Genomic DNA, 24,549 nt, shown 5'->3' with positions numbered 1-24,549 from the left:
TTCGATTGCGCGAAACAGCTGCGTTTTGTGCAAACCTGTCAGGAAGTGCGGGCGGCGTTGGCAAGCAGCTGCTCCAGCGCGAGCTTCAGCGCCGCGGCCTGCGCCTCGTCGAAGCCGGCCAGGAGCCGCTTGAAGACCGTCTGCACGCGGCGCTTGGCCTGGGGAAACAGCGCCTTGCTCTCGGGGGTGAGCTCGAGCAGGAAGCTGCGCCGGTCTTCCGGATTGGCCACCCGGCGGACCAACCCCTTCTTCTCGATGCGATCGAGCAGGCGGGTCATGGCGCCGGAGTCGTAGCCGAGCAGGCGGCAGAATTCGCCGATCGTGCGGCCCTTGCCCAGCGCGATGCTGTTGAACACCACGAACTGCGCGGCGGTGATGTCCAGCGGCTGCAGCTCCGCTTCGATCGAGCTCCAGATCGTGCTGCGCACGGCGCTCACCAGGAAGCCGAGCTCGCCGCCGCTGAGCGTGTCGATGGTGTCGGGCTTGGTCTTCTTCACGGCAGTGCGCCTTCTGGCCTGGTTGCCGTGCAATGTATCTGCCTAGTCAGAATTTGCCAACGGCAGAATTATCCCGGTGACCGTACCGGACCGTTCCCCCGCGGAACTTTTGCGGATTCAGGGCGTGCTGCCGGTCGCTGCGCCAGGGCATGCCGGCGGCCCCGAGGGCAACGGCTGGTAGGCCGCCATGTTCCGTTCCAGCGATTGCTCGGCCGTCTCCCACAGCAGGCCCCTGCCCGCGCAATCGGCGCCGAAGTCGAACAGCCGGCGCATGCTTGCCGGGCGGAAGTCGACGAAGCTCTCGTACGGATAGGCCGGCGGAATCTCGGTCAGGTGCAGCTGCATGTGCCGGCTGCGCGAGTAGATCACCGCCAGCAGCAGCGCGTCGCGCGACTTGTAGGTGAAGTCGGCGGAGAACGCGCGCGCCAGCATGCCGATGGTATTGACCGGCGTGCGGCGCGGGGCCGAGGCCAACTTGCCGTTGATGACCACGTACAGGTTGGCGCGCGGAAGCGCGGGCGCGGGCCGGGGAAGCAGTTGCGCCGTCAGGGGCGCGGCGAACAGCGACGTGGTCACGCCGCCGTCGACGTGCATTTCCTGGTAACGGTGGCCGCCCTCCTCCACCGGGATCAGCACGGGCGGGAAGACCCCCGGCACGCTGGCCGATGCGACCAGCACGTCGCGAAAGAGTTGGCGCGCCCGTTCGCCTCCGTGCGCCGCGATCGCCCCCATGTTCCACAACACGGTTTCCTGCTTGTCCAGGTCGGTCGTCGCCACGAACAGCAGGCGGCCCTTGGCGTACTCGTGCGCGACGGCCCCGATCATCGACGGCGTGACATAGCGGTCCACCAGCTTGAACAGCGTGCTGCCGCCGGGCCGTCCCAGCGGAAGCAGCAGACGCCTGAGCACCGCCCAGGTCTTCGAGTGGATCAGTTGCAAGCCGTTGGTACCCTCGAATGCCGATGCCAGCACGGCATCCCACGAGGGCCCCAGGTATGCAAACGGAGCGATGAGCGCGCCGGCGCTGACCCCGGTGACGACTTCGAACTGCGGGCGCCGGTTGGCGCGGGAGAGGCCCACCAGCGCCCCCGCACCGAAGGATCCGCCTGACCCGCCGCCCGACAGCACCAGGTAGTCGATCGTGCCGTCGGTGGCAGCCTCGCCGATACGACCGAACAGCCGGGGCGCCCGTGCATCGAAGGTCGCGCGGTCGGTGGTCACCAACCGGACCTCGGGGCCGAATCCCTCAGGCGCCGCATGGTCTATCAGGTCGGGAGGCGGTGGCCTTCGTGGTGCCACGGAGCAACCGGCCAGGATAGCGAGGCAAATGAAAATGCTTGCAGCGCGGCACCGAGTCATTGTGGTCGTCCGACGAGCACGCTAGCCGGAGAGTGTACGGCCGGCGAAATCCAGCCGCCATGGTTGCCAGGCCTTGGAGATGCACAGCCAAGCGCGCCGGGCGCGTCGCCTATCCCGGCATGACCTGGCATCCACGTGGCAAGGCGTTAGGATGGATTGAATCGATCCAAACCAGGAGGCTCTCCATGCCGTCGCTCGCTCGCCGATGTGCGCTGTGCTTCGCCCTCGCCTTCCCTGCCCTGGCCGCGCACGCGGCGCAGGTCCCTTGGTGGAAGCACGCCGTGATCTACGAGATCTACCCGCGCAGCTTCGGCGACAGCAATGGTGACGGCGTGGGCGATCTTCGCGGCATCGCGCAGCATCTGGACCACCTGCAGAAGCTCGGCGTCGACGCCATCTGGATCGCGCCGATGTATCCCTCGCCACAAGTGGATTTCGGCTACGACATCGCCGACTACCGCCGGGTCGATCCCCAGTACGGGTCGCTGGCCGACTTCGACGCTCTGCTGCGGGACGCCGGCAAGCACCACATCCGGGTGATCCTGGACATGGTGCTCAACCACACCTCGGACAAACACGCCTGGTTCGTCGAATCGGCGAGTTCACGCGACAATCCGAAGGCCGACTGGTACGTCTGGAACGACGGCGTCGATGCGGACGGACCGGCCGTCACACCCTTCCAGAAGCGCTTCGAACACGACGGCAAGGTGCCGCCGAACAACTGGGAATCGGTGTTCGGCGGTTCGGCGTGGGAGTGGGTGCCGGCCCGCAGGCAGTTCTACTACCACCGCTTCTACCGCCAGCAGCCAGACCTCAACTGGCGCAATCCGGCGGTCGAGAAGGCCATGTTCGATGCGATGCGCTTCTGGCTGGACCGGGGCGTGGCCGGCTTCCGGCTCGACGCGATTTCGACCTTGTTCGAGAATCCCCAGCTTCGCAATGACCCCGAGCGCCCCGGCACCAACGCCCAGGGCGACCCGAACCTGCATTCGCAATTCAGCGACAACCTGCCCGAGGTACACGACGTGATCCGTCGCATGCGCGCCATGGTGGACACCTACCCGGGCGACCGTGTGCTGATCGGCGAGACCTACACGGCGGACGTCGCCGACCTGGATTCCTGGTACGGCGGCACTCGCCACGACCAGCTGCAGCTGCCGATGGACATGTTGGTCGGCTTCGGCTGGGGCGCCAAGTTCGACGCCGGATGGTTCCGCAAGACGCTGGAGGACGCGCAGACCGTGCCCGGGCAGCCGCTGATCGTCTTCGATAACCACGACAACCCGCGTTCGATCGACCGCTTCGGCGATGGCAGCCACGACGTGCAGCGGGCCAAGGCGATCGCGACGCTGTTGCTGACGACGCGCGCCACCGCCCTCACCTACTACGGCGCACCGATCGGCATGACCACCGCCACGCCGACGCGCAAGGAGGACGTGCGCGACCCGATCGGCATCACCGGCTGGCCGAAGGAAAAGGGCCGGGACGGCGAGCGCACGCCGATGCAGTGGACGCCGGGACCGCAGGCGGGTTTCTCGACCGACCCGCACACCTGGCTGCCGGTCAATTCCAACCACGTCACGGTCAATGTGCAGACCGAATCCGCCGAGCCTGATTCGCTGCTCAGCTGGTACCGCACGCTGATTGCCGTGCGGCGCGCGAATCCGGCGCTGCGCGACGGCCGCATGACGTTCCTCGACCGCGATGATCCGAACGTACTGGTCTATCGGCGTGACGGTGCTGCTCCGGTCACCGTGCTGGTCAACTTCAGCGGTCAGCCGCAGCGTGTGAAGACGGACCTCGTCCGGGGGGCCATACGCACGCTGGCTGCGACGGATCCGGCCCTCGCCAAGGCGACGACGCTGGATGGCGCGACGCTGCCGCCGTATGGAACCTGGATTGTCGAGCCGACGAAGTAGCGGCAAACCACGCAGACCACGCTGGCCAACGCTCGCCAGGGGCGCTTCTGACGCAGGGGCGCGAAGGCCGCGCCCTTGGGTGCAACAGCGGCCTGGGGCTGTGCGGGGCGTCCGTTGTCCGGACGCCCCCTAGACGATCGGCACCTGGCTGACGTTGTTCTTCGGGTCCATCCAGAACGCCTCGTTCACGAAGCGGGCGAAGATCTCGCGCGGCAGTATGGAGGTGCGCTCGATCGGCTCGATCTTTGGCCGCACGGTGTGCAGCCCTGGCATGCCGACGCGGGCGTCGAACTCGTCGGCGTTGTACGCGATGTGGTCGAAGTCGTGCTCGAACCAGGGCTCGCCGATGAACTGGTAGACCGCGCGCATGGCGGCCGAAGGGTTGCGCACCAGGCTTTCGTAGGTGAGCACCAATAGACGGCCCGGCGCGTACTGGCCGTAGAACGCATCCTTGGTGGCCTGGAAGGCAAAACCCACCATGCCGCGCGGGTCGGTCAGCGCCTCGACGCGGGAGTACACGGTGGTGTTGGTATCGAAGCGGAACACCTTGCTGACGCTCACCGGTTGCCGGCGCACCAGCCGTTCCATGCTGTCCAGCACCCAGGACAGCTGGCGCACGCAGGCGATGACCTTCGCCTCCGGCAACAGTGTGTCGAGCAGCTGCATGCGGCTGCACCACAGCCGGCTGGTGTCGAACACGACGCCGGCGTCCGCCTGCCCTGCGTAGAAGCTTTCGACCAGGCCCCGCAGCATGGCCACGCGCTGCTCGTCGGAGACGTCGAACGAAAAGTCGTTCTTGCTGCTTGCCTCCGCCATCACGGCGCCCATGATGTCGGCGAGCGGGCTGGTCATGCCCGCGCGAAATCGCGGATTCTGGTTGAGGATGGCCGCCAGCAGCGTGCTGCCTGAGCGTGGCAGCCCGGAAATGAAGTGGAATTTGCGGGCCGGCTTCGCGACGTCGTGTGCGGCAGACATGCACTCTCCTCGGGGTCGGTAGTGTGGATGGCGCAGGCGCCCCTGTCGGGGTACCGCGGGATGGTACGCGACGCAGACTACGCGGCCGGCGCCGTGGAGGCGCGGATGCGCATCTGGTAGTCGACCTCGACCATCCGGGCCTCGCCCTTGTTCAGCACGCGAAGCAGCAGTTCCTGGGTGGCGCGGCGTCCCATTTCGCGCACGGGCTGGTGGACGGTGGTGAGCGGCGGCCACACCTGGGTCGCCATGGTCGTGTCGTCGAAGCCGCAGATCGAGATGTCGCGGGGAATCGACACGCCCGCTTCCGCGGCGGCCCAGATCGCGCCCACGGCCATGTCGTCGTCGCCCGCGAAAATGGCGGTCGGCCGCTGCGGCAGCGCCAGCAACTGCCGCATGGCCGCGACGCCGGACTCGAAGGAAAACCGGCCCTGGACCATGTACGCCGGATCCTCCTTCAGCCCGGCGCGCCCAAGGCCGTCGCGGTAGCCCGCCAGGCGCCAGATGCCGGCGCCGTGTTCGAGGTCGCCGATGATGTGGGCGATGCGGCGATGGCCGAGCGACACGAGGTGTTCGACCATCGCCGCGGCGGCCTCGCGTTCGCGCAGCATCACGCCGATGCAGGCCTCGGGGTGGCGCGGCGCGATCGAGGCGAACGGCACGTCCTGCTTGCGCAGGCACTCGAGCAGCTGGGCGTGATCGGTGAGCGGCGGCGTCAGGATCACGCCATCGGGCCGGTGCCGCGACAGGATGTCCTCGACCCGCTCGACGAAGTCCGGCGCGGTGGAGACCAGCGGCTGCACCATCATGCTGTAGTGCTGCGCCTCGCATGCCTCCTGCACGCCGGCCTGCACTTCCATGATGTAGCTGGGCGAACGGTTGTCGTACAGCAGGCCGATCATGAAAGAGCGATTGGCCGCCAGGCTGCGCGCCGAGGTGAGCGGCCGATAGTTGAGCGCGGCGACCGCGGCCACGACGCGCTGGCGCATGGACTGGCTGACGTTCGGATCGTTGTTGAGCACCCGCGAGATGGTCTTCTTCGACGTGCCCACGGTACGGGCGACGTCGCTGATGGTCACGCGTGTCATGGATGCCTGGCCTGGTTCAAAGGGTGTTTTCCTGTGGGGCGACGGTCGGCTTCCGGATGGCGGCCGGAACGCTTCGGGTCGAGACGTTCCATCCGCTCACTTCCACGACCGGTGTGCCGGCCCCCTGCCCGGCGAAACGCGCAGTCAGGGTGAGCGATTGGCCGGGCCACAGCGTAACGTCGTTGTCGCTCCACAGGATCGGCAGTACGGGCTTGCCATGTGCCGACTGCCTGACCGAAACGTGCTGGAACAATGCCACGGCCTTCGAGGACGACGGGACCGTCAGCGTGACCGCGACCATGTCGTCGTCACCGAGGTGTTGCAGCGTCGCGCGGATCTCGCTCGTCGCGGTCGGTAGCGACTGCAAGGCGGTCAGGTCCGCATATTGCGTCACGGGCGTGAGGTACCAGTTCGAATGCGCCCAGTCGAGCTTGTCCGGCTGCGTGGGCAGCCAATACACGTTGCGGCTGATCGCCTTGCCATCGGCGGAGGCCAGCTCGAGCTCGATGAAATAGGTACGCGACAGGCCCGCTGGCGTCGGCAAGGTCGCCAGCTGCCGCGTGCCGTTGCCGGCGAGATCGATGTCCTGCAGGCGCCGTTCGTAACGCACGCTGCCGTCCAGGTTGCGCATGCGGATGGTCGCCTGAAGGCCATGCCGGTCGGTGAGCGTCTGGTTGACCAGCACGATCGCGTGCGTGTCGTAGGCGTACTGGATGTGCAAAGGCTCGTTGGCCTTCTTGGCACCGAAGTACGCGCCGGCCGGGTTCAGGAAGTAGTCGTACAGGTGCCAGTGCAGCGAAGGCCAGGCGTTGTTGAGCATCCAGTAGATCACGCCTGTCGAAGGCCTGGCCGCGTCCCTGTGCGCGTTGTAGGCCTCGAACTGCGCGCGGACGTTGTCGTAGTTCTCCAGCTGCGCCTTGGCCACGTAGTCGGCAAGGTTCCGCAGCGCGCCATAGCGCTTGACCAGCGCCGTGTGGAACGGCTCGATGCTGGCGAACGTCGACCAGTCCGCGGAGGCGTGGTACTGGCGCAGCTTCGGGTACTTCCAGAGCGCCTCGAGCTCCTGCGGCGACAGCATGCGGGTCAGGTCTTCCAGCCGGGGGATGTCCGCTCCTGCGCTGGTTTCGGAATTGAAGCCGAACGCGCCGCCCTGCTTGTCGGCGTACCAGTAAGCGGGCGGAACCCATGCGTAGGGACCGGTCATCTTCATGCCGGAAGGTCCGGTCTCGGCCGTGGCCTGGTCGACGGCTGCCGCGATGATCGGCAGATTCCAGTGCGCGGCCTTCAGCGTATCGACGTACATCCTGGCCAGAGCCGGCGGCGGTGCGTTGTCGCTGCCGATCAGGAAGCCGATCACGGACGGGTGGTTGCGCAGCAGGCGCGCCTCGCTCGCCATGGAGGCCTGGGCCACCTGCTCGTCCGCCGCGTCCCATGGCCCGCCGCCCGTCTTCGCCGCGGACTCCCATTTGTCGCAGCACTCCCAGCCGGCCAGGATCATGATGCCTTCGCGGTCGGCGAGCTCGTAGAAGTGCGAGGTCTCCAGCTTGCCTTCGCTGCGGATGGTGTTGAGCCCGAGGTTGCGGACGTAGCTGAATTCGGCCTGCATGCGCGCGGGGTCGTCCCGCAGGAACATGTCCGGCGCCCATCCCGCGCCGCGGATCAGCACCGGCTTGCCGTTGATGGAGAACTGGCGATAGCCCTGGCTGGTGAGCCTGGAACTGACGCTGCGGATACCGAAGGTCGTGCCGGCCTTGTCCGAGGTCGAGCCATCGACGGTGGCGGTCATCTGCAGGGAATACAGCGGGTGAGCGCCCATGCCGGCGGGCCACCAGACCTTTGGATGGTCCAGATCCAGGCCGGCGTCGGTCCTGGGCGAAAACGACAGGGTCTGCGTCTGGCCCGGAGCGAGGTGGATCGTCTGCCGCAGTGCTACGCCGGCCACCTCACCCGTGATCGTGGCCTCATGCGCCACCGTGTCGAGGTTGCGGGCCTCCACCTCGACCGTCAGTGCGGCGTGCGCGAGATCGGGCAGCGACAGCGCCGAGGTCACATGCGGAAAACGCAGCTGGACGGGGCCGGTCTGCACGATGTCCACGCCCCGCCACGGGCCCATGTTGTTGTCCGGCGGCGTCGGGTTCCAGTCGACCCAGCCGATCGACAGGCTCCTTCGCGGGTCGGCCGGGTGCACGCGCAGCGCGAGGATGTTGCTGCCCGCGTGCACCCAGCGGGTCACGTCGAGCTCATGCACGGGATAGGCGCCGGCAACGCTTGCCCGGTCGGCGACCAGGTGCCCGTTCACCCATACGTCGGCGCTGGCGATGATGCCGTTGGTGCGCAGCAGCGTGTGGAGTCCTCGCGTGCCTCCGGCAAGGGTGAACTCGGTGCGGTACCACCAGGGGTTCACGAACAAGGTGCCGCTGCCGTCGGGCACCTGCACTGCCCTCAGGTTGTCGCTGTAGAACACGTCTTCCCTGTAGGCGCCGTTCTCCAGCAGTCCTGCCATCACCGTGGCGCGACCGCTCACCGGGTACCAGTCGTGGGTGGAAAAGTCCGCGGAGGAAATCGTGTTGCCGTCCTGCTGGGCCTTGTCGCTCGACTGGATCTGCCACCGCGCGACGGCGGTCGTGGAGCCGGCGCCGCCAGCCACCCGGGTAGGCGCATAGGGGGCTGCGGCACGTGCGGGCGACGCGGCAGCCGAGGCGGCCAGCGTCATCAAGGCGATGAGGGCAAGAATGCGCATGGCGTCAGTCACTCCCCAGATAGGCTTCGCCGATTTCCACGGGCGCGAACGGCCACGACCGGTTGACCCTGGCCCAGATCGCGAACACCACCAGGCCGGCCACGATCCACGCACCGGACAGGACCAGCGCCGTCGCGGACGCCGACACGTAGACGTAGATCCAGCCCAGTAGCGCGATCACGCAAGGTACCGGGTAAAGCCATTGCCGGTAGGGCCGTGGCAGCTCCGGCTGGCGCCGCCGCAGCACCACCAGCGCGGCGATCTGCGCGATGGACTGCACGATGATCGTCGCGGCCAGCAGCATGTTGATGACCTCGGTCAGGTCGAAGAACGTGCCGATCGCCGTCACCACGCCCATGGTGAGCAAGGCCACGTGCGGAAAGCCGTGCTTCGCGTGAAGCTTGCCGAACACGGACAGGAACACCTTGTCGTGTGCCGCCTGGAACGGCACGCGCGAGCCGCCCAGCAGACCGGCGAACACCGAGGCGAACGCGGTCACGATGATGAGGATGGTCATGACCGCAGCGGCCATGTGCCCCCAGCTGTGCTCCACCACCATCGACGCCACCGATCTGGACTGGGCGATCTGCTGCCACGGCGCCACGCCGAGCACGCTGATGTTGAGGATGAGGTAGACGAACATCATCGCGATCACCGAGATGATGATCGAGCCGGGCATGGTGCGGCCCGGGTCGCGCAGCTCGTCGCCCATGTAGGCGGTGGTGAAGTAACCGAGGTAATCGTAGATGCCAATGATGAGCCCGGCGCCCAGGCCGACGAAGAAGTGCGGGCCGAACGCGCCGGGCGGATAGGTGAAGGCGTATTCGGGATGGAAATCCCAGAACCCCGCCGCCGAAACGCCGACGACCGAGAACAACATGATCACCCACAGCGCGAGGGTGATCACCCGGATCGATTCGATCCGCCGGTACAGAAGCAGGGTGACCAGGCCGGTCGCCGCCAGGCCGATCAGATGCACCGGCCACCAACCCAGGCGCGGGAAGAAAAAGCCCAGGTACTCGACCATGCCGATGATGCCGGTCGACATCAGCAAGGGGATCGTCAGCAGCACGGTCCAGATGAACAGGAACGGCATCAGTTTGCCGGTGCGGTACTGGAAGGCTTCGCGCAGATAGACGTAGGTGCCGCCGGCGCCGGGCATGGCTGCACCCAGCTCCGCCCAGACCATGCCGTCGGCCACCGCCAGGATGGCGCCGGCGATCCAGCCCACCACCGCCTGCGGCCCGCCCATCACGGCGACCATGATCGGGATGGTGATGAACGGCCCGATGCCGCACATCTGCGTCATGTTGATCGCGGTGCCCGAGAACAGTCCGATGGAGCGGCGGAAATGCCCGTCGCGGGTGGAGGGTGTGGCTTGGGGATCTCGCATGTCAGCCCTGTCGTTGTCGGATGCAAACGGGTAAAGCGTGTCACTGCTTCTGCGACGTGTTGTCCGCATCCGCGGCGTGCGTCAGTGTCGGTCGCCGATGGCGGCGCAGCCGGCGTGCAAGCGCAGCAGCATGGGCGAAGCGGTTTTCCGTGCCGGTAGGCCGGGCGCCGCGTCGCGCCCGGCCCGATGTACGCCTGTTCCCCTCACCACTGGCCGCGGATGCCGACCATGAACATGCGCTCGGAGAAATTCGAGTGTGCCGGCTGGTCGGGCCACACCAGGTAGTAACGCTGGTATTCGTTGGTGAGGTTGGTGCCGTCGACGAACAGCTCGGCATGCTTGTCGAACTTGTATGAGATCGACGCGTCCAGGTACTTCTGCGGCGCCTCGTACATCTCCATCCCGGTGATGCCGCCCACGTCCTCCGATACCGCACGCTTCGAGCGGTAGTTGTAGGCGAGGCGCGCCTGGAACCGGTCGTTCTGGAACCACAGGATGAGGTTGCCGGACTTGGTCGAATTGTCCTGGAACGGGATCTTGTGCCCGGCCAGGTCGGTGGCTCCCGAGTCGCTCGGCGCGTAGGTGGCGTTGATCTCCATGCCGGTCTTGGAAAGGATGCCGGGCAGGAACGTGAACCCCTGGCGGTAATCGAACTCCGCGCCATGGATGCTGTTGCCGGTGCCCTGCACGGGTTCGGTGATGGTGACGCAGCGATTGCGCACGACGCCATCCTCGTCCGGCAGCGTGCAGTCGATGACGCTGCCGCTCTTGATGAAGCTCTGCACGTTGATGCGGAACAGCGCCAGGCTGACCATGCTGGTGGGGTTGATGTACCACTCCAGTGAGGCGTTGTAGTTCTTCGATCGCCACGGGTCGAGGTTGGGGTTGCCGTTCGAATTGCCCGCCGCGACGCGGAAGAGCGGGCCCTGCGGGGTCTCCACCAGCGAGTAGTTGAGCTCCAGTCCACCGCCCCAGGTGCTCAGGTCCAGCGGCATCATGTTCTTCGAAAATGCCATGCGGAACTTCAGATCGTCGGTGACGTCCAGCGCGAAGTTCGCCGCCGGCAGGTAGTCCTTGTAGCTGCGCTGCGTGATCTGGTTGCCGGCGTCGGCAGGCTCGGTGCCGTAGGCGCCCGGATCGCCGCTGAGGTGCTGGGTGACGCCCAGGTTGGTGCGGATCACGCGCAGGCCGACGTTGGCGCTGTAGGGCATGTTTCCGATGTTGCCGTCCAGGTCGGCCTGGAGGTATGCCGAGGTCTCCTTGATCCCCACGGCCCAGGTGGTGCCCGGCTCGCCCTGCCGCACCGTATCCGGATAGAGCGATTTCCAGTACGCCTCGGGGTTGTCCATGGCGTGCGGATCGACCGCCCAGAAGGTGATCCCGGAACCGAGCAGGTTGCTGTATTGCTTCCAGTGGCTGGACAACGGCGCGGCCGTCTTGGGCATCGGCAGTGCCGACAGCGGACCTGCACGGAAATAGCCCAGCGCATTGCCGGCGGTGCACGAACCGCTGTTCAGGACCACGTCGGCAGCCACGTAACGCACCAGGCATCCGTTCGGATCGCTGGCCCCCATGCCGGCATACACGGGGGTGACGAACGTATAGCCGACGTTGTCGGCGTGGCGGATGCTGTTGCGCGCGCCGAAGTCGAGCCTGAAGCCGGTGCCGAAGTCGTAGTGCCCGTCGAAGCGAAAGATATTGAGCCCGACCTTGCGGTCGTAGTCGCCGGCCGATTCGAGCGTCTTCATCGTCCAGCCGTTGGGGTCGGCGAACTGGCTGGCGAGCGAGGCGGGCATGCTGACCGAGAGGTAGCGCCCCCGCAGGTCGGCGACGATCGGTACCGTGTTCTGGACAAGCCCGTTGGCGTTGAAGACGCGGTTTCCGCCCAGTTCGTCGGGATAGATGTAGGTGCCGGGCGGCACGGCATCCTCGGGAACGCCGTCCTTGAGCACATTGCCCCACAGCTCGCCGTTGGAATTGGAGATGTTGAGGTCGGTCTCCATGTTGGACTGGCGCGCGGTGTCATGGATGCCGCGCACGCTGGCGGTGAAGGGGCCGCCGTTGTCGAAATCGAGCTGTGCGTTGAAGTTCTTCGCGGTGGACTCTTTCCTGGTGATCTGCGAGAACGATTCGACGTCGCCGGGCCATTTTTCGTAGACCCCGGTGGTAAACAGGTGCATGCCGTCCCAGCCCGGCTCGGGCGTGCCATAGGAACCGGGGACGGTGCTGCCGGTGTCGCGCGACTGGACGGGCACATAGGTGGCGCCCTGCCAGTTGGTGGAGTTGATCTGGATGCCGGCGGTCCGGTCGAACTCGTTCTGGTGCGCGTAGAAGTAATCGCTGGTGAAGGTGAAGCCGCCGCCCAGGTCCATCTGGAACGAGGCGTTGCCGGACTTGCGCTTGCGCTGCGTGGTGATGTCGTAGAGGCCGATGTTCTGGCTGCCCATGAATACGCCATTGGACTTGCCATCGCCATTGACGTCGACGCTGCCGTCGGGGTTCTGCACGATCTGCGAGGGGATCGGCGCGCCGTTCCACGGCGTCAGGAAGCCGTTGTAGCCGCCCGCGCTGGCGGCGTTCTCACCGTTGAGGACCACGCCGTACTGGTCGAGGCCCTCGTTCGAGTTGTAGCGCGTGGTGTCGGAATAGTCGGCCGATACCAGCAGGCCCCAGCGGCCATCGTCGTTGTAGGAAATGAGTCCGTTGGCCTCCGGCCCCCACTTGCTGCTGGTCCGGCCGCGCTCACCGTTGGCCGAGTAGCTGTAGGTGAACCCGCTCGGCAGGTCCCAGGGGCGATAGGTGTGCAGGTCGAGCGCACCGCTGATGCCGCCGTCGGTCGTGCTGGCGGTGGGCGACTTGATGACGTCCACGCCGTGGAACAACGTCGCCGGCAGCATGGCGAAGTCCGGTTGCTGCGAGTCGATCTGGTCGGCCGTGATGAACGCTTCGCCGTTCAGCATGGTGCCGACCTCAGGCAGGCCGCGCACGTCCACCGTGGTGCCCACGCCGGCGTCGCGGTTGACCTGCACGCCGGTGACGCGTTGCAGCGCGTCGGTGATGGTCACGTCCGGCAGCTGGCCGATGCTCTCGGCCGTGATGCTGTCCTGGATGTTCGGCGCCAGGCGCTTCAGTTCGATCGCGCGCATCTGCGAAGCGCGCACGCCGACGACGTTGACGGTGGACAGGGTGACCGCCTGTTTGTCGGCCTTGGCATTGCCCTGCCCGGCCTTGGCTTTGGTCGTGCCGGGCGGCGGTGTCGCCGGGGTGTCTTGCGGCGCGGCGGCCTGTGGCTCCTGGGTGTTCACCGGGGCACCTGGCGATGCCACCGCCGAAGTCGCCACGACGGCAAACAACGACATCGATATGGCAAATGACAAGGGATGCTTGCGATGTACGGTGGACATGAGCTTTGCCTCTTGGTTGATGTCTGCCGGGCCGTGGTGCCCTGCGATGCTTCAACACGGGTATTTGCGCGACGCCCGTGCCATGGCACGTCGCTGCAATGCCGATCCCGATGCTTCCAGTCGTGGCGCCGTGCGCCCAGACCCCTTCCACTTCATGTTTCCCTGCGGAACGCGCGACCCGCGCACCGCCCCTTGCCACTTGCCTTGCCCGCTTCGGCGGTGGTCACCCTGCCGCGCTGGCATATCTGGCCACGCCAGGCACGCCACGCCTGAGATACCAGCGCGCCGCCCCCAACACACCCTTGCGTCCGTGTTCCGTGACCCACACCGGAACGCGTGACAACAGCGCGCGCACGCTGCGCCCATGCAGGAAACGCTCTTCGAAGGCGCTGCGCTCGAGCAACGCGAACATGGAGTACAGGAACCCACCGGCCAGATACACGCTGCCCACGGTGACGAAGGCCATGGCCAGGCTCCCGGTGAAACTGCCCAGCGAAGCGCAGAAGATCTCCACCGCTTCCACCGCCTGTGCGTCGCTGCACGCCGACGCGGCCGCGGTGACGGCCTCGGGCGTGCCGAGCCGCGGTGTTTCCCCGCGCAACGTGCACAGGACCGCGTACAACGCCAGCAGGCCCGGGCCCGAGACAATGCGCTCATACGCCACGTAGCCACCGTTCGGAGCCAGGTGGGCCAGGACCTCGCGCTCGCGGACCGAATGGGGCGCGTAATCCATTTGCCCGGCTTCCGTCGTCAATACGCGACCTCCCGAGGTGCCGGGCCATCGCACGGCGGCGCCGAGACCGGTTCCCGGACCGATCACCAGGATCGAACCGTCGGGACGGATGTCAGGTCCGCACAGGCGACGGGTGCCCTGGGCCGACCCATCGTCGAGCGCATATCCCAGCGCCTCCAGATCGTTGAGAAAGGCGACTTCGTCCAGCGCCATCGCCTTGCGCACCTGCGCAAGATGGATCGGCCAGGCGGAGTTGTCGTTCAGGACCTCGTCGCCCACGAGCTGGCCGGCGCAGGCCAGCACGCAATGCCGCACGGTAGTCCGCACGTCGCTGGCGACGAACGATTGCAGCAGTTCCGCCAGGCCCGGGAAGTCCGCGCAGGCGAGCTTGCGATAGGCGAGCAATTCGACCTGGTGCCCATCGTCCTTCGAGACCTGCACCAACCCGACGCGGGCATACGTGCCGCCGACGTCCGCCGCCAGAAACAGCGTCGCCGGGATGCTTCCAGGTCGATCCAGATGGCCTGTTGCCGCGTTCACCGTGCCTCCCCGCACCGGAACGGACATCAGAGTGCGAGCCGATGTCACCGGTGTCAACTTGCAGGGCAGCAAGCAGAAAACAGACTCAAATAAAGCACACAATATATTGATATGGAAAGGATTTACAATGTTTCGAAGGTCAAGCATGCAATCCGTCATGCCGCACTGCATCAATCGCCGCTTGCGATCAAATGACCGCGCAGCGGAAGGGGATGCAGCCCCCCAGTGGGCTACCCGCGCTTGTCAGCGTCCGGCGGTTTGGCCACGGGCAGGCGCCAGCCGTAGCGGATCGCCATGAAGCGCAGGCCGAAGCAGAGTCCTGCGCCAAGCAGCGTGGTCGCCGTCGGCGGCATGTGCAGCATGCTGCCCAGCACGACCACCGCCGCACCGGCGAGCGCGGCCACGGCGTACAGGTCCGCCCGCAGGACGGTCGGAATCTGCGAGACCAGCACATCCCGCAGCATGCCGCCCCCGATCCCCGTCAGCATGCCCAGCAACGCCGCCATGCCGGGATGGAGGTTGAAAGCCAGCGCCTTCTGCGCTCCGGATACGGCGAAGAGCGCCAGCCCGGCGGCGTCGGAAATCTGCACCGGATTGCGCATGCGCTCGATGTCCGCGTAGCGAAAGAACGTCAGCAACCCGGCCAGCAGGGAGACCCCGAGATAACGCCAATCCTGGATGGCCGCCGGCGGTGTGGCACCAATGAGCAGGTCGCGGGCGATGCCGCCGGCGCTGCTTGCCGCGAACGACAGCACCAGGACGCCGAACAGATCCAGCCCGCGCCTGACGGCAACCAGCGCGCCGCTGAGCGCAAATACGAACGTCCCGAATAGATCGAGCACGAGCAGGAGCGTGTGGAGTGCCCGCGTCGTATCGATCATCTGTCCGCCCTGCCCCGCGCTCATTTCGCCCGCTGCAGCTTAAAGCAGGCGTGCTGCAGTCGGAGCCGGGACTCAACGCCTACGGCAAGGCGGACCGGGCACGCGGCCTGGGCCGTGGCCTGTCCGACGCGTCGCTGGGCTTGCGCCTGCGTTACGAGTTGCGTCGCGAAGTGGCACCCTGCGTGGAATGGCAATGGACCCATCGCTTCGATCGTACGGCCGACCCGTTCACGCCCGCGGGGGAGGACCCGTTCGAATGGCGGTGGGTGGCTGGCGTGCGGATCCGGCTCTGGGCGTGATGTTTCCACAGGCCCGACGCATCCGGTGCGATCATGCGGCGCAGGGGTGGCTCGCATGCGAGCCACCGCGTCCATGATCCACAGCAGGCCTGCGAGCACCCGATGAATCGACCTGCATCCGCCGGACTGCTCGGCGACACCGTCGCACGCGACTACGGATGGAAACTGCGCCTGTTCAACGCCTTTGCCGAAGCGGAACTCCGCCAGACCATCGCCGGCCTGCAACTGCAGCCTGGCTCGCGCGTACTGGATGCCGGCTGCGGTACCGGCGAGGCGCTGGGCTGGCTCGCGGCGGCGGTCGGCAGCGACGGGATGGTCGTCGGCATCGACCTGGCGCGCGCCCACATGGTCGCTTCGCGTGCCAATGCGCCCGCGGGCGCGCTGGTGATGCAGGCGAACCTGACGCAATTGCCGCTGGCACCCGCGAGCATCGACCTGGTCTGGTCGGTCAACACGATCAACCATCTGCGCGATCCGGTCGCCAGCCTGCAGGACCTGGCCGCCCTGCTCCGTCCCGGCGGACGCATCGCTCTGGGCCAGAGCTCGCTGCTGCCGGACATGTACTTCGCCTGGGACGCACGACTGGAACGCCTGGTCAACGAGGCCGTGCGCCAGTACTACCGCGACCGCTACCAGGTGAGCGAGCGCGAGCTGGCCGGCATCCGATCCCTGGTCGGTCGGCTGCGCCAGGCCGGATTGCGCAACGTCACCGCACGTACTTTCACGATCGAGCGGGTGGCGCCGCTGGGCCGCGCGGACCACGACTATCTTCTCCAGGTCATCTTCCGCGGCACCTGGGGAGAGCGGTTGCGGCCCTACCTGGACGCCGACGACTACGAGGCGCTGGTTCGGTTGTGCGATCCGGGTGACCCGGGCTTCGCGCTGCGGCGGCCCGACTTCCATTTCCTGCAGAGCTTTACGCTGGCGGTTGGCGAAGTCCGCAGCAACGAGCGCAGTGCAGTCGTGTCCTGAACAGCGGCCTGCCGGCGCGGCTGTCCAGGCTGTGTTGTTAAAGGTGCGGCAGCTTTCCTTTCGCGCGCTGTAGACGGCGGCAAAAAGAAACTACATCCAGTTGTTTCGGAAAGCCTTTCGCCCATGACCATGAACGTCCGCAGCCCCTCCGTCATCCGCCAACATCCCGGTTTCATCCGCGACCGCGACTGGACGATCAACGGCCCCGCCATTGGCCCCGAACAGACGCCGCGCTGGCCGACCGACCAGGACGCGCCGCTCGACCGTCGCCACAGCGACATCGAATGGCCGACCGAGGATCGCCGTGCGCCGCGTGTGCCGGTGCCGCCCCCCCAACGGGAGGAAGAAGACGACTTCCCCTGGATCTCGCCCACGCAGCCGGCGACCTGCTGGCTGATCTGAGCGGACCCTGCCGCCGACCCAAGGCGCGGCGACCGCCGCGCCTTTGCATGTCCGTCGCCGCGGCCGCAGGTCGACCGGCGGGATTGCCTGCCCGTAGACCAGACGCACGCGACGTTGAGCGAGGCACGCCGCAACGCTAGGCTGCGCGGATGTCCCTGAGCCTGCACGGCGGCGCAGCCCGCCTTCCATCGCACGCGGCCGTCCGGCCGTGAGCATCGCCCTGGTGCTGTTCCGGCGCGACCTGCGCCTGGCGGACAACCCCGCCCTGAGTGCTGCCTGCGCATCGCACGAGCGCGTGCTGCCGGTGTACGTCCACGCGCCCGAAGAGGAAGGTGACTTCCCGCCCGGCGCCGCCAGCCGGTGGTGGCTGCACCATTCGTTGACCGCGCTGGACCGTTCGCTGCGCGATCGGCAGGCCGGGCTGCACGTCGTCCGCGGTCCCACGCTCGAGGCGTTGCTTTCGCTGGTGGCTGGCAGTGGCGCCAGCGCGGTGTACTGGAACCGGCTGTACGAACCGGCCGCCATCGCACGGGACACCCGCCTGAAGTCCGCCCTGCAGGCCCAGGGCATCGAAGTACACAGCCACAATGCCGCGCTTTGGTGCGAGCCCTGGCGCATCGCCACCCGGCAGGGCGAACCCTACCGTGTCTTCACGCCTTACTGGCGCACGCTGCGTCCCCAGCTGGCGGCCGATGCACCCCTGCCCGCGCCAGCCCTCGGCGGATGGAGCGAACTGCCTGGCACGCTGCCGCTTGCCGCGCTGGGACTGCTGCCGGACCGGCCATGGGATAACGGCCTGGCCGCGACATGGACCCCAGGCGAGGCCGGTGCCGGCGAACTGCTGGACGTCTTCGCCGACGATGCGTTGGCGCACTACGCGCAGGGGCGCGACCTGCCGGCGCGGCACGGCACTTCGCGGATGTCGCCTCACCTGCACTTCGGCGAGATCTCGCCGCGCCAGATCCATCACGCGCTGGAGCGGCACAACCAGTCCGCCAGCGCGCGCGCCGACCTGGAGCCCTACCTGCGCGAGCTGGGCTGGCGCGAGTTCGCCCATCACCTGCTCTTCCACTTTCCCGACACGCCCACCACGAACTTCAATCCGCGCATCGGGGACCAGCTCTGGGTCGCACCGGACGAAGCCGCACTCGCGCGATGGCAGCGCGGGCGTACCGGCATCCCGCTGGTCGATGCGGGGATGCGCGAGTTGTGGCAGACGGGCTGGATGCACAACCGCGTGCGCATGATCGTGGCCAGCTTCCTGACCAAGAACCTGCGCCAGCACTGGCGCCACGGCGCCCGCTGGTTCTGGGACACGCTGGTGGACGCGGACCTCGCCAACAACACGATGGGCTGGCAATGGGTGGCCGGTTGCGGCGCCGACGCGGCGCCCTATTTCCGCGTATTCAACCCGGTCACCCAGGCGTTGCGCTTCGATCCGCAGGCTCGCTACCTTTCCCGCTGGCTGCCGGAACTGGCCGATGCACCGCCCGCGCTGCAACACGAACCTTGGAAAGACCCCGCATTGCTCAAGCGCAGCGGGTACCCCGCGCCGATGGTCGATCTTGGCCAGTCACGCCAACATGCGCTGGCGGCCTATCAGCGACTCAAGGGCTGAGCACAGGGCTCACTCAGCCCAGCGCCAGCGGGTTGAGTTGCCATACGCGCCAGTTCAGCGCAGCGGCGAAACTCACCCAGCCCAGGTACGGCAGCAGCAACGCGCCGGCGACCGGCCGCGCGCGCCAGAAGACCCGCACCGTCGCGACCAGTAGCAACCACAGCACGACGATGTCGGCGAAGGCTGCTCCGCCCAGGTGCCAGCCGAAGAACAACCAGCTCCAGCCGGCGTTGGCCGCCAGTTGCGCCACGAACAGCCCGAGCGCGACGCGCCGGCGCGACCAGCCGCCCGCGCGCCAGACCTGCCAGGCAGCCAGACCCATCAGCGCGTAAAGCAGCGTCCACACCGGCCCGAACACCGCCGCGGGCGGCGCCCACGGCGGTTGCGCCAGCTGCCCGTAGAACGCGCGCGCCTGGATCGACGCCAGCGCGCCCACGGCAGCCGCGGCGAAGCTGAGCAGCCACCAGCCGGCGAGGCCGAGCCAGGGTTGCATGGGTCTGGTCGATGGCATGGTCGATCCTCCTGTGTACATCGGACGTGGGGGCGCGAGGCGTGGCTCGGTCACGCTACTGGCCTACGGAGTTCGCCGCCAAACGGATCACGCCCTGCCCCATCTCTATCCTGGCCTGGTGCATCCGTTCGCGGCGCCTCCGCGTAGAGGACGCGTCCGGCCAGGCGGGTGCTTGCGCCTGCGAGGCCGCCATCCTGCCCAGAGCGAGAGCCGCCATGAAGCCACGTCTGCTGTATTGCCTGCTGATCGCAGCGGGCCTGCCCTCGTGCGGGCACACCACGCAACCGCCGATCACAACGGTCGCCCACGTCGACGTGTCGCGCTACATGGGCCGCTGGTACGTGATTGCGGCTATCCCCACGCGACCGGAACGCCACAGCTACAACGCGGTGGAACTGTACCGGCGCATGCCCGACGGCACGATCTGCACCCACTACGTCTACCGCAAGGGCGGCCACGCCGGAGCGGTCGATACGATCGGCTCCACCGCCACGGTGGACCCGGGCCCCAGCCGCGCGCGCTGGCACGTGCACTTCGCCTGGTTCTTCAAGACCCAGTATCTGGTGGCGTGGCTAGCACCGGACTATGGGCAGGTCATCGTCGCGCGCGACAAGCGCGATTACCTCTGGTACATGGCGCGCACGCCGCAGGTGCCGGCCACGGATTACCAGGCGATGCTCACGCGCGTGGCGGCACTGGGCTACGACCCCGGGCTGGTGGTGAAGGTCCCGCAGCAGTGGCCGGATCCGGGTCTGGAGCAAGTCATCTCGGGCATCGATTGCCAGTAGCCCCCGTGGACCGGACGCCGCGGGCGACCACTGGGTTGCTCGCGGCTTTTTTTTGCATCGTGACCGAACCGGTGCCCGGCAGCGGGCACGCAATGCTCTGCTCGCGTGGGGTGTCAGAGCCCGAAAAGTGGCTGCAAGGCCCGCGCGAACCAGCCGTCGAAGCGCAGCGTTGCATCCAGCCCGGCCACGCAGATGCAGGCGACCCCCGCTGCAGTGACCGGCTGGTGTTCGATGCCGTCGTCCAGGTCCGCCATGTCGCCGGCGGCGAAATGGCCCAGCTGGTCGTCGTAGGCGCCCCGCAGGATCTGCGTGAGCTCGCTGCCGTTGTGGCCATGCACCGGCATGCTCTTGCCCGGGGCGATACGCAGCATCAGCAGGTTGCCTTCGCTGACCCTGGCGCGGATGCAATGCACGCCGGGCGCGAGCCAGCGCCAGCGCAGCGTGCGCAGCGAGAGTCCGAAGTACGGTTGCAGCGGCAGCGGCAAAGCGTCGGGATCATCCGCGACGGTGGTCGGCGGGAACATCGAGGCGCCGGCCGGTGCGGGCGGCTCGTCGAGGCGGGCCAGGATCGCCTCGCGCGCCTGCTGCGCGGGCAGTTCGCCGCGCTGCATGTCGACCAGCCCGCCGCCGATACGCTCGGCCAGCCGCAACTGGCGGCGGCAGGCACTGCACACGCTCAGGTGTGCCGCGGCCACCACCGCCAGTGCGGTGGGCAGCGCGCCAGCGGCGTAGCTGAGCAGGGTTGCCTCGCCCAGGTGGTGGCGTGGATTCATCGTTCGCATCGGAGCTCGTTCTGCAGCGTGAGGAAGGCGCGGCGCAAGTGGGATTTGACGGTACCCAGCGGCATGGCCAGTTCGCTGGCGATCGCCTGGTGACTTTTAGCTTCGAAATAGGACATGCGGATCAGCCTGGCCTGCACCGCCGGCAACTGGGCGATGGCCCGGTGGATGTTGGCTTCCTCCGACAACGACTCGGTACCGGGGCGTTCGCCGGCGTCGGCCGGTCCGTCCAGGTCCATCTCCTCCAGGTACTCCTGGGTCTGGCTCCAGACCGGCTCCTTGCGCACGCGGTCGATGTACAGGTTGCGGGCGATCCGGAACAGCCAGGTGCTCAGGCTGCTGCGTTCGGCATCGTATTGCCCGGCGCGCTGCCAGACGCGCAGCAGCGCCTCCTGCGCGAGTTCCTCCGCCAGCCCGGCGTTGCCGCCGAGGCCCAGCAGGTAGCGGCGCACGCGTGGCGAGAAGTGGTCGTAGATGCGCAGGAAACAGTCTCGGTCCTGGCGGCAAGCGACAGCCTCCACCAGCGCGGCCCATTCGTGTCGTGCGGCGTCGGGGGGTTTGTGCAAGCTTCTCGCAGCCTCGAAAGGCGCCACCTTCGTGGTGGAGCGGTCGGAGTCCATCATAGCCAGGGCAGCCAGGGGTGACGGTCACCTGTACGTGGCCGGCGGGCAAATGGATGCAACCCACTGCGTGGGGCATCGATCGCCGGCCAGCGCGGCAGGGCCGGGTCAGGAAGCCAGCGGCTCGAGTACGGCGACCGGCAGGGGAGCCAGCCAGGCGGCCGCCGCCAGCGTGTCGCCGATACCAGCCTCGCGTCCGTCGAACACGCTGCGATAGCGCCCGGGCGTGAGTCCGCCCACGCGCACCTCGGCAGGTAGCAACGCGGCCATGGCGGCATCGTCCCAGCGCGGTTCGCGCGCATCGAGCAGCACAGCTGCAGTGTGGCGCAAGGCCAGCACGACGATCGCGCGACCGTCGAGCCTGCGCTCGAACGCCAGCAGCCGGTTACCAGCTTCGGAGCCGTCCGCCTCCACCGGCAGTTGCCGATAACCGCCCTGGGCGAACACCGCTGGATGGCGCGCGCGCAACTGCAGCAACGCCTGGAGCAGGCGCTGCTTGAGCGCGCCGTCGCGCCAGCGGCGCAGCAGTTCGTCGCAGCTGGCATCCAGGGCCAGTGCGTCGCGAAGGGCCGCAAAGTCGACCGGCTGGCGATTGTCCGGATCGACCAGGCTGAAGTCCCAGAAGCCGGTGCCCTGATAGGTGTCGGGCACCCCCGGCGTGGTCAGCCGCAGCGTGGTCTGCACCAGGCTGTTGGCCGCGCCCGCGGCGGCGATGCGCTGCACGAACGCATGCAGTTCGGTGGCAAAACCGTTGGCCGGCGCCAGCAGTGCGGCGAGGAAGCACTCGCAGGCATTCTCGTACGGCTCGTTCGGGCGGCTCCAGCGCGAGCGGCGTTTGGCTTCGCGCAGCGCCTTGCGCTGCCATTGCGCGACACGCTCGCGGAAGTTGGCCAGCCCGTCCTGGTCGTCCGGCGCGAGCATCAGTGGCCAGGCACCGACCAGGCTCTGGTAAAGCATGTACTCGTCGGCCGGTGAGGGTGCCATGGCGCCATCGATCGCGGTGCGAAGGCCGGCGTTGCGTTCGCGCCAGCGTTCGACGGTGGCGGCCCAGCGCGGCGCCACCGCCGCCTGCGACAGCACCGCCAGCCGTGCGCGCGCATCCTCGCCGCGCTTGTGATCGTGGGTGGCGGTGGCCAGCAGGTTGTGCGGATAGTCGCGCGCGCGTTCGGCGCACAGCGCATGGAAGGCGGGAATGTCCAGCGCCAGGTGACCCGGATCGGCGCCTACTTCGTTGCGCGACAGCAACCGGCCGTAGCGGTAGCAGGCGGTATCTTCCACCGCCTTGGCGGCCATCGGCGAGGTGGCTTGCTGGAAGATGCGCATCGCCCGCTCGCGCGCCTGTCGCACCCGGCCCGGTGGCAGGCCGCGCGGCGCCTGGCCGCCGAGCCAGGCGGCCACCTCGGCCAGCAGCTCGCGGTCCTCGATGCGCACGTGGCGGCGCGCACGAGCATAGGCCAGCTGGAACACGGCCTCGTCGATCGCGTCGCGGCCTAGGCCACCGGCGTAGGTGCGGTAGACCGGGAAGTGCACCAACAACTCGACCAGCACGCGGCGGATCGCCGGCAGGCTGACGTCGCGGGTGGACACGTCGGCACGGGCGGCATCGAACAGGGCGCGGGCCGTGCGGTCCAGTTCCGCCTCGAAGCTGTCGACCAGGATCTGCTGGCGCGCGGCGCGCGCCACGGCGGCGAAATCGGCAGGCTCGCCGCTGATCGCCTGCCACAGCTCGGTGAGCATGCCCTCGCCGGCATGGTCGTGCAGCAGCGCGCAGGCCTGGTCCATGAACTCGTAGCCGGTGGTGCCGTCCATGCGCCAGGCCGGACGCAGGCGCTCGCCTTCGGCGAGGATCTTCTCCACTACTACGTAGGCCGGGCCGCGCGGCGCGCCTGCGGGGCGTTGGCGCTGCAGCCGGCGCAGGCGATGGCGCAGCTGGCGGCAATAGCGGTGCGGGTCGGCCAGGCCGTCGACGTGGTCGATCCGCAGGCCGTCGATCAGTCCTTCCGCGTAGAGCCGGAACACCAGTGCGTGGCTGTCCTCGAACACGCGCGTGCGGTCCTGGCGCAGGCCGGCCAGCTCGTTGATGTCGAAGAAGCGGCGGTAGTCGATCACGTCGTTGGCGAGCTTCCACAGCACCAGGCGGTAATGCTGTTGCTCCAGCAGCGCATGCAACGCATGGAAGCCGGACTCGCGCGTGGCGTCGTGCGCGGCCAGCACACCGGAGGGCTCCCCTGCCCGGCGCAGCACCGCCTCGGTGGATGGCGCGAGCGGCAGCGCGTTGTCGTGCACGCGCAGCACGAAATCCTGCCCTTCCCGCGCCAGGCGCACGTCGCCGTCGCGCAGCGCCTGTGCGTAGGGCTTGCCCAGGATGGGCAACAGCACGTGGCCGCGTACCAGCGGATCGGCACTGCGCCAGTCGACGTCGAAATAGCCGGAGTAGGCACTGTCGCGGCCGTGGCGCAGCACGTCCATCCACCATGCATTGCCGGGGCCGGCGAACATGTGGTTCGGCACGATGTCCAGCACCAGCCCCATGCCACGCGTGCGGAGTCTTTCAACCAGCCGGTGCAGGGCCGGCTCGCCGCCGAGCTCTGGGTTGATGCGGTGGTAGTCGATCACGTCGTAGCCGTGGCTTGAGCCAGGGCGTGCGGCGAACAGCGGCGAGGCATAGAGATGGCTTATGCCGAGATCGGCGTAGTAGTCGACCTGGCTCGCCGCGTCGTCCAGGGTGAAGCCCGCATGCAACTGCAGGCGCGCGAGCGCGCGCGGCGGCATGGCGGCGGTCGATGGCTCGCTCATGGGCGGGCCCTTCGACTTCGCTTCGCTACGCTCAGGGCGAACGGATATCCAGGTACAGCGGTTTGAGCCCGCGCGTACTGAAGCCCTCTCCCCTCCGGGGAGAGGGTTGGGTGAGGGGCTGGGGCTCGCGGGGATGGCTGTTTTGGCGAGGCCTCGTGTGTCGTTCTTTTGGGGTCCTTGCGCGACTTGGCTCTTCTGCAAAGAGCTTCCGATCGCCTGTCGGCGCCCGGGTCACTTT

Annotated in this window: 19 protein-coding genes; 6 read left to right on the top strand and 13 right to left on the bottom strand. The window is 67.7% G+C overall.

The annotated features are described in order from the left end of the window. Positions 1-38: 38 nt before the first annotated feature. Together BMZ38_RS07550 and BMZ38_RS07545 are read right to left on the bottom strand one after the other, a co-directional pair. Positions 39-497 carry a MarR family winged helix-turn-helix transcriptional regulator gene (locus tag BMZ38_RS07550; protein WP_091335994.1) on the bottom strand — a complete coding sequence of 153 codons (459 nt, stop codon included), beginning with the start codon at positions 495-497 and terminating at the stop codon, positions 39-41. A 117-nt stretch (positions 498-614) separates the two neighbouring features. Then, positions 615-1,718: a patatin-like phospholipase family protein gene (locus BMZ38_RS07545; RefSeq protein ID WP_245747217.1), complete on the bottom strand. Its 1,104-nt coding sequence runs from the start codon at positions 1,716-1,718 to the stop codon at positions 615-617. A 323-nt stretch (positions 1,719-2,041) separates the two neighbouring features. Between BMZ38_RS07545 and BMZ38_RS07540 the strand changes: the two genes are divergently transcribed. Continuing rightward, positions 2,042-3,775: an alpha-glucosidase gene (locus tag BMZ38_RS07540; RefSeq protein WP_091335990.1), complete on the top strand. Its 1,734-nt coding sequence runs from the start codon at positions 2,042-2,044 to the stop codon at positions 3,773-3,775. Positions 3,776-3,904: 129 nt separating this feature from the next. On the opposite strand, the gene BMZ38_RS07535 is transcribed toward BMZ38_RS07540, so the two are convergent. The 7 genes from BMZ38_RS07535 to BMZ38_RS07505 form a co-directional block, all read right to left on the bottom strand. Beyond that, positions 3,905-4,750 carry a sulfotransferase family protein gene (locus BMZ38_RS07535; protein ID WP_091335988.1) on the bottom strand — a complete coding sequence of 282 codons (846 nt, stop codon included), beginning with the start codon at positions 4,748-4,750 and terminating at the stop codon, positions 3,905-3,907. Between the two features lie 77 nt (positions 4,751-4,827). Then, complete coding sequence (locus BMZ38_RS07530) at positions 4,828-5,835, bottom strand: LacI family DNA-binding transcriptional regulator (RefSeq protein WP_091335986.1); 1,008 nt, start codon at positions 5,833-5,835, stop codon at positions 4,828-4,830. A gap of 16 nt (positions 5,836-5,851) precedes the next feature. Further along, complete coding sequence (locus BMZ38_RS07525) at positions 5,852-8,575, bottom strand: glycoside hydrolase family 2 protein (protein WP_091335984.1); 2,724 nt, start codon at positions 8,573-8,575, stop codon at positions 5,852-5,854. A gap of 4 nt (positions 8,576-8,579) precedes the next feature. Beyond that, positions 8,580-9,968 (bottom strand): APC family permease, encoded by a 1,389-nt coding sequence (locus tag BMZ38_RS07520; RefSeq protein ID WP_091335982.1) that lies wholly within the window; start codon positions 9,966-9,968, stop codon positions 8,580-8,582. Between the two features lie 203 nt (positions 9,969-10,171). Next, complete coding sequence (locus tag BMZ38_RS07515) at positions 10,172-13,372, bottom strand: TonB-dependent receptor (protein WP_091335980.1); 3,201 nt, start codon at positions 13,370-13,372, stop codon at positions 10,172-10,174. A gap of 223 nt (positions 13,373-13,595) precedes the next feature. Then, the gene (locus tag BMZ38_RS07510; RefSeq protein WP_245747218.1) at positions 13,596-14,792 is read right to left on the bottom strand and encodes a glucokinase; all 1,197 of its coding nucleotides are present in this window, start codon (positions 14,790-14,792) and stop codon (positions 13,596-13,598) included. A gap of 83 nt (positions 14,793-14,875) precedes the next feature. Further along, positions 14,876-15,526, bottom strand: a complete 651-nt coding sequence (locus BMZ38_RS07505) for a trimeric intracellular cation channel family protein (protein WP_091335976.1) — start codon at positions 15,524-15,526, stop codon at positions 14,876-14,878. Between the two features lie 50 nt (positions 15,527-15,576). On the opposite strand from BMZ38_RS07505, the gene BMZ38_RS18070 reads away from it, so the two are divergent. The 4 genes from BMZ38_RS18070 to BMZ38_RS07485 all read left to right on the top strand — a co-directional run bounded on the left by BMZ38_RS18070 (position 15,577) and on the right by BMZ38_RS07485 (position 18,817). Next, positions 15,577-15,825 (top strand): copper resistance protein B, encoded by a 249-nt coding sequence (locus BMZ38_RS18070; RefSeq protein ID WP_281243886.1) that lies wholly within the window; start codon positions 15,577-15,579, stop codon positions 15,823-15,825. A gap of 102 nt (positions 15,826-15,927) precedes the next feature. Further along, a complete protein-coding gene (locus BMZ38_RS07495; RefSeq protein ID WP_175483717.1) occupies positions 15,928-16,797 on the top strand; it encodes a class I SAM-dependent methyltransferase in 870 nt (289 codons plus the stop codon). 123 nt (positions 16,798-16,920) lie between these two features. Further along, complete coding sequence (locus BMZ38_RS07490; protein WP_091335972.1) at positions 16,921-17,199, top strand: hypothetical protein; 279 nt, start codon at positions 16,921-16,923, stop codon at positions 17,197-17,199. A 208-nt stretch (positions 17,200-17,407) separates the two neighbouring features. Next, entirely contained in the window at positions 17,408-18,817 is a 1,410-nt protein-coding gene (locus BMZ38_RS07485) for a cryptochrome/photolyase family protein (protein ID WP_091335970.1), read from the top strand. A gap of 13 nt (positions 18,818-18,830) precedes the next feature. Here the strand turns inward: BMZ38_RS07485 and BMZ38_RS07480 are convergent, their stop codons facing one another. Then, positions 18,831-19,328, bottom strand: coding sequence for a TspO/MBR family protein (locus tag BMZ38_RS07480; RefSeq protein WP_245747219.1), 498 nt, complete (start codon positions 19,326-19,328; stop codon positions 18,831-18,833). Between the two features lie 215 nt (positions 19,329-19,543). Here BMZ38_RS07480 and BMZ38_RS07475 point away from each other — a divergent pair, with 215 nt between their 5' ends. Beyond that, the gene (locus BMZ38_RS07475; RefSeq protein WP_091335966.1) at positions 19,544-20,116 is read left to right on the top strand and encodes a lipocalin family protein; all 573 of its coding nucleotides are present in this window, start codon (positions 19,544-19,546) and stop codon (positions 20,114-20,116) included. Between the two features lie 113 nt (positions 20,117-20,229). On the opposite strand, the gene BMZ38_RS07470 is transcribed toward BMZ38_RS07475, so the two are convergent. From BMZ38_RS07470 to treY, 3 genes are all read right to left on the bottom strand, one after another. After that, positions 20,230-20,889 carry a ChrR family anti-sigma-E factor gene (locus tag BMZ38_RS07470; protein ID WP_091335964.1) on the bottom strand — a complete coding sequence of 220 codons (660 nt, stop codon included), beginning with the start codon at positions 20,887-20,889 and terminating at the stop codon, positions 20,230-20,232. Next, a complete protein-coding gene (locus tag BMZ38_RS07465; protein WP_425431868.1) occupies positions 20,886-21,518 on the bottom strand; it encodes a sigma-70 family RNA polymerase sigma factor in 633 nt (210 codons plus the stop codon). Before BMZ38_RS07465 ends, BMZ38_RS07470 begins: the two co-directional genes overlap by 4 nt. Positions 21,519-21,623: 105 nt before the next feature. After that, positions 21,624-24,311, bottom strand: a complete 2,688-nt coding sequence (gene treY, locus BMZ38_RS07460) for a malto-oligosyltrehalose synthase (RefSeq protein ID WP_245747220.1) — start codon at positions 24,309-24,311, stop codon at positions 21,624-21,626. Between the last annotated feature and the right edge of the window lie 238 nt (positions 24,312-24,549).

Source organism: Frateuria terrea, from assembly GCF_900115705.1.
In the GTDB taxonomy this organism is placed as follows: Bacteria; Pseudomonadota; Gammaproteobacteria; order Xanthomonadales; family Rhodanobacteraceae; genus Frateuria_A; species Frateuria_A terrea.
This window is presented reverse-complemented; position numbering and strand designations above follow the sequence as displayed.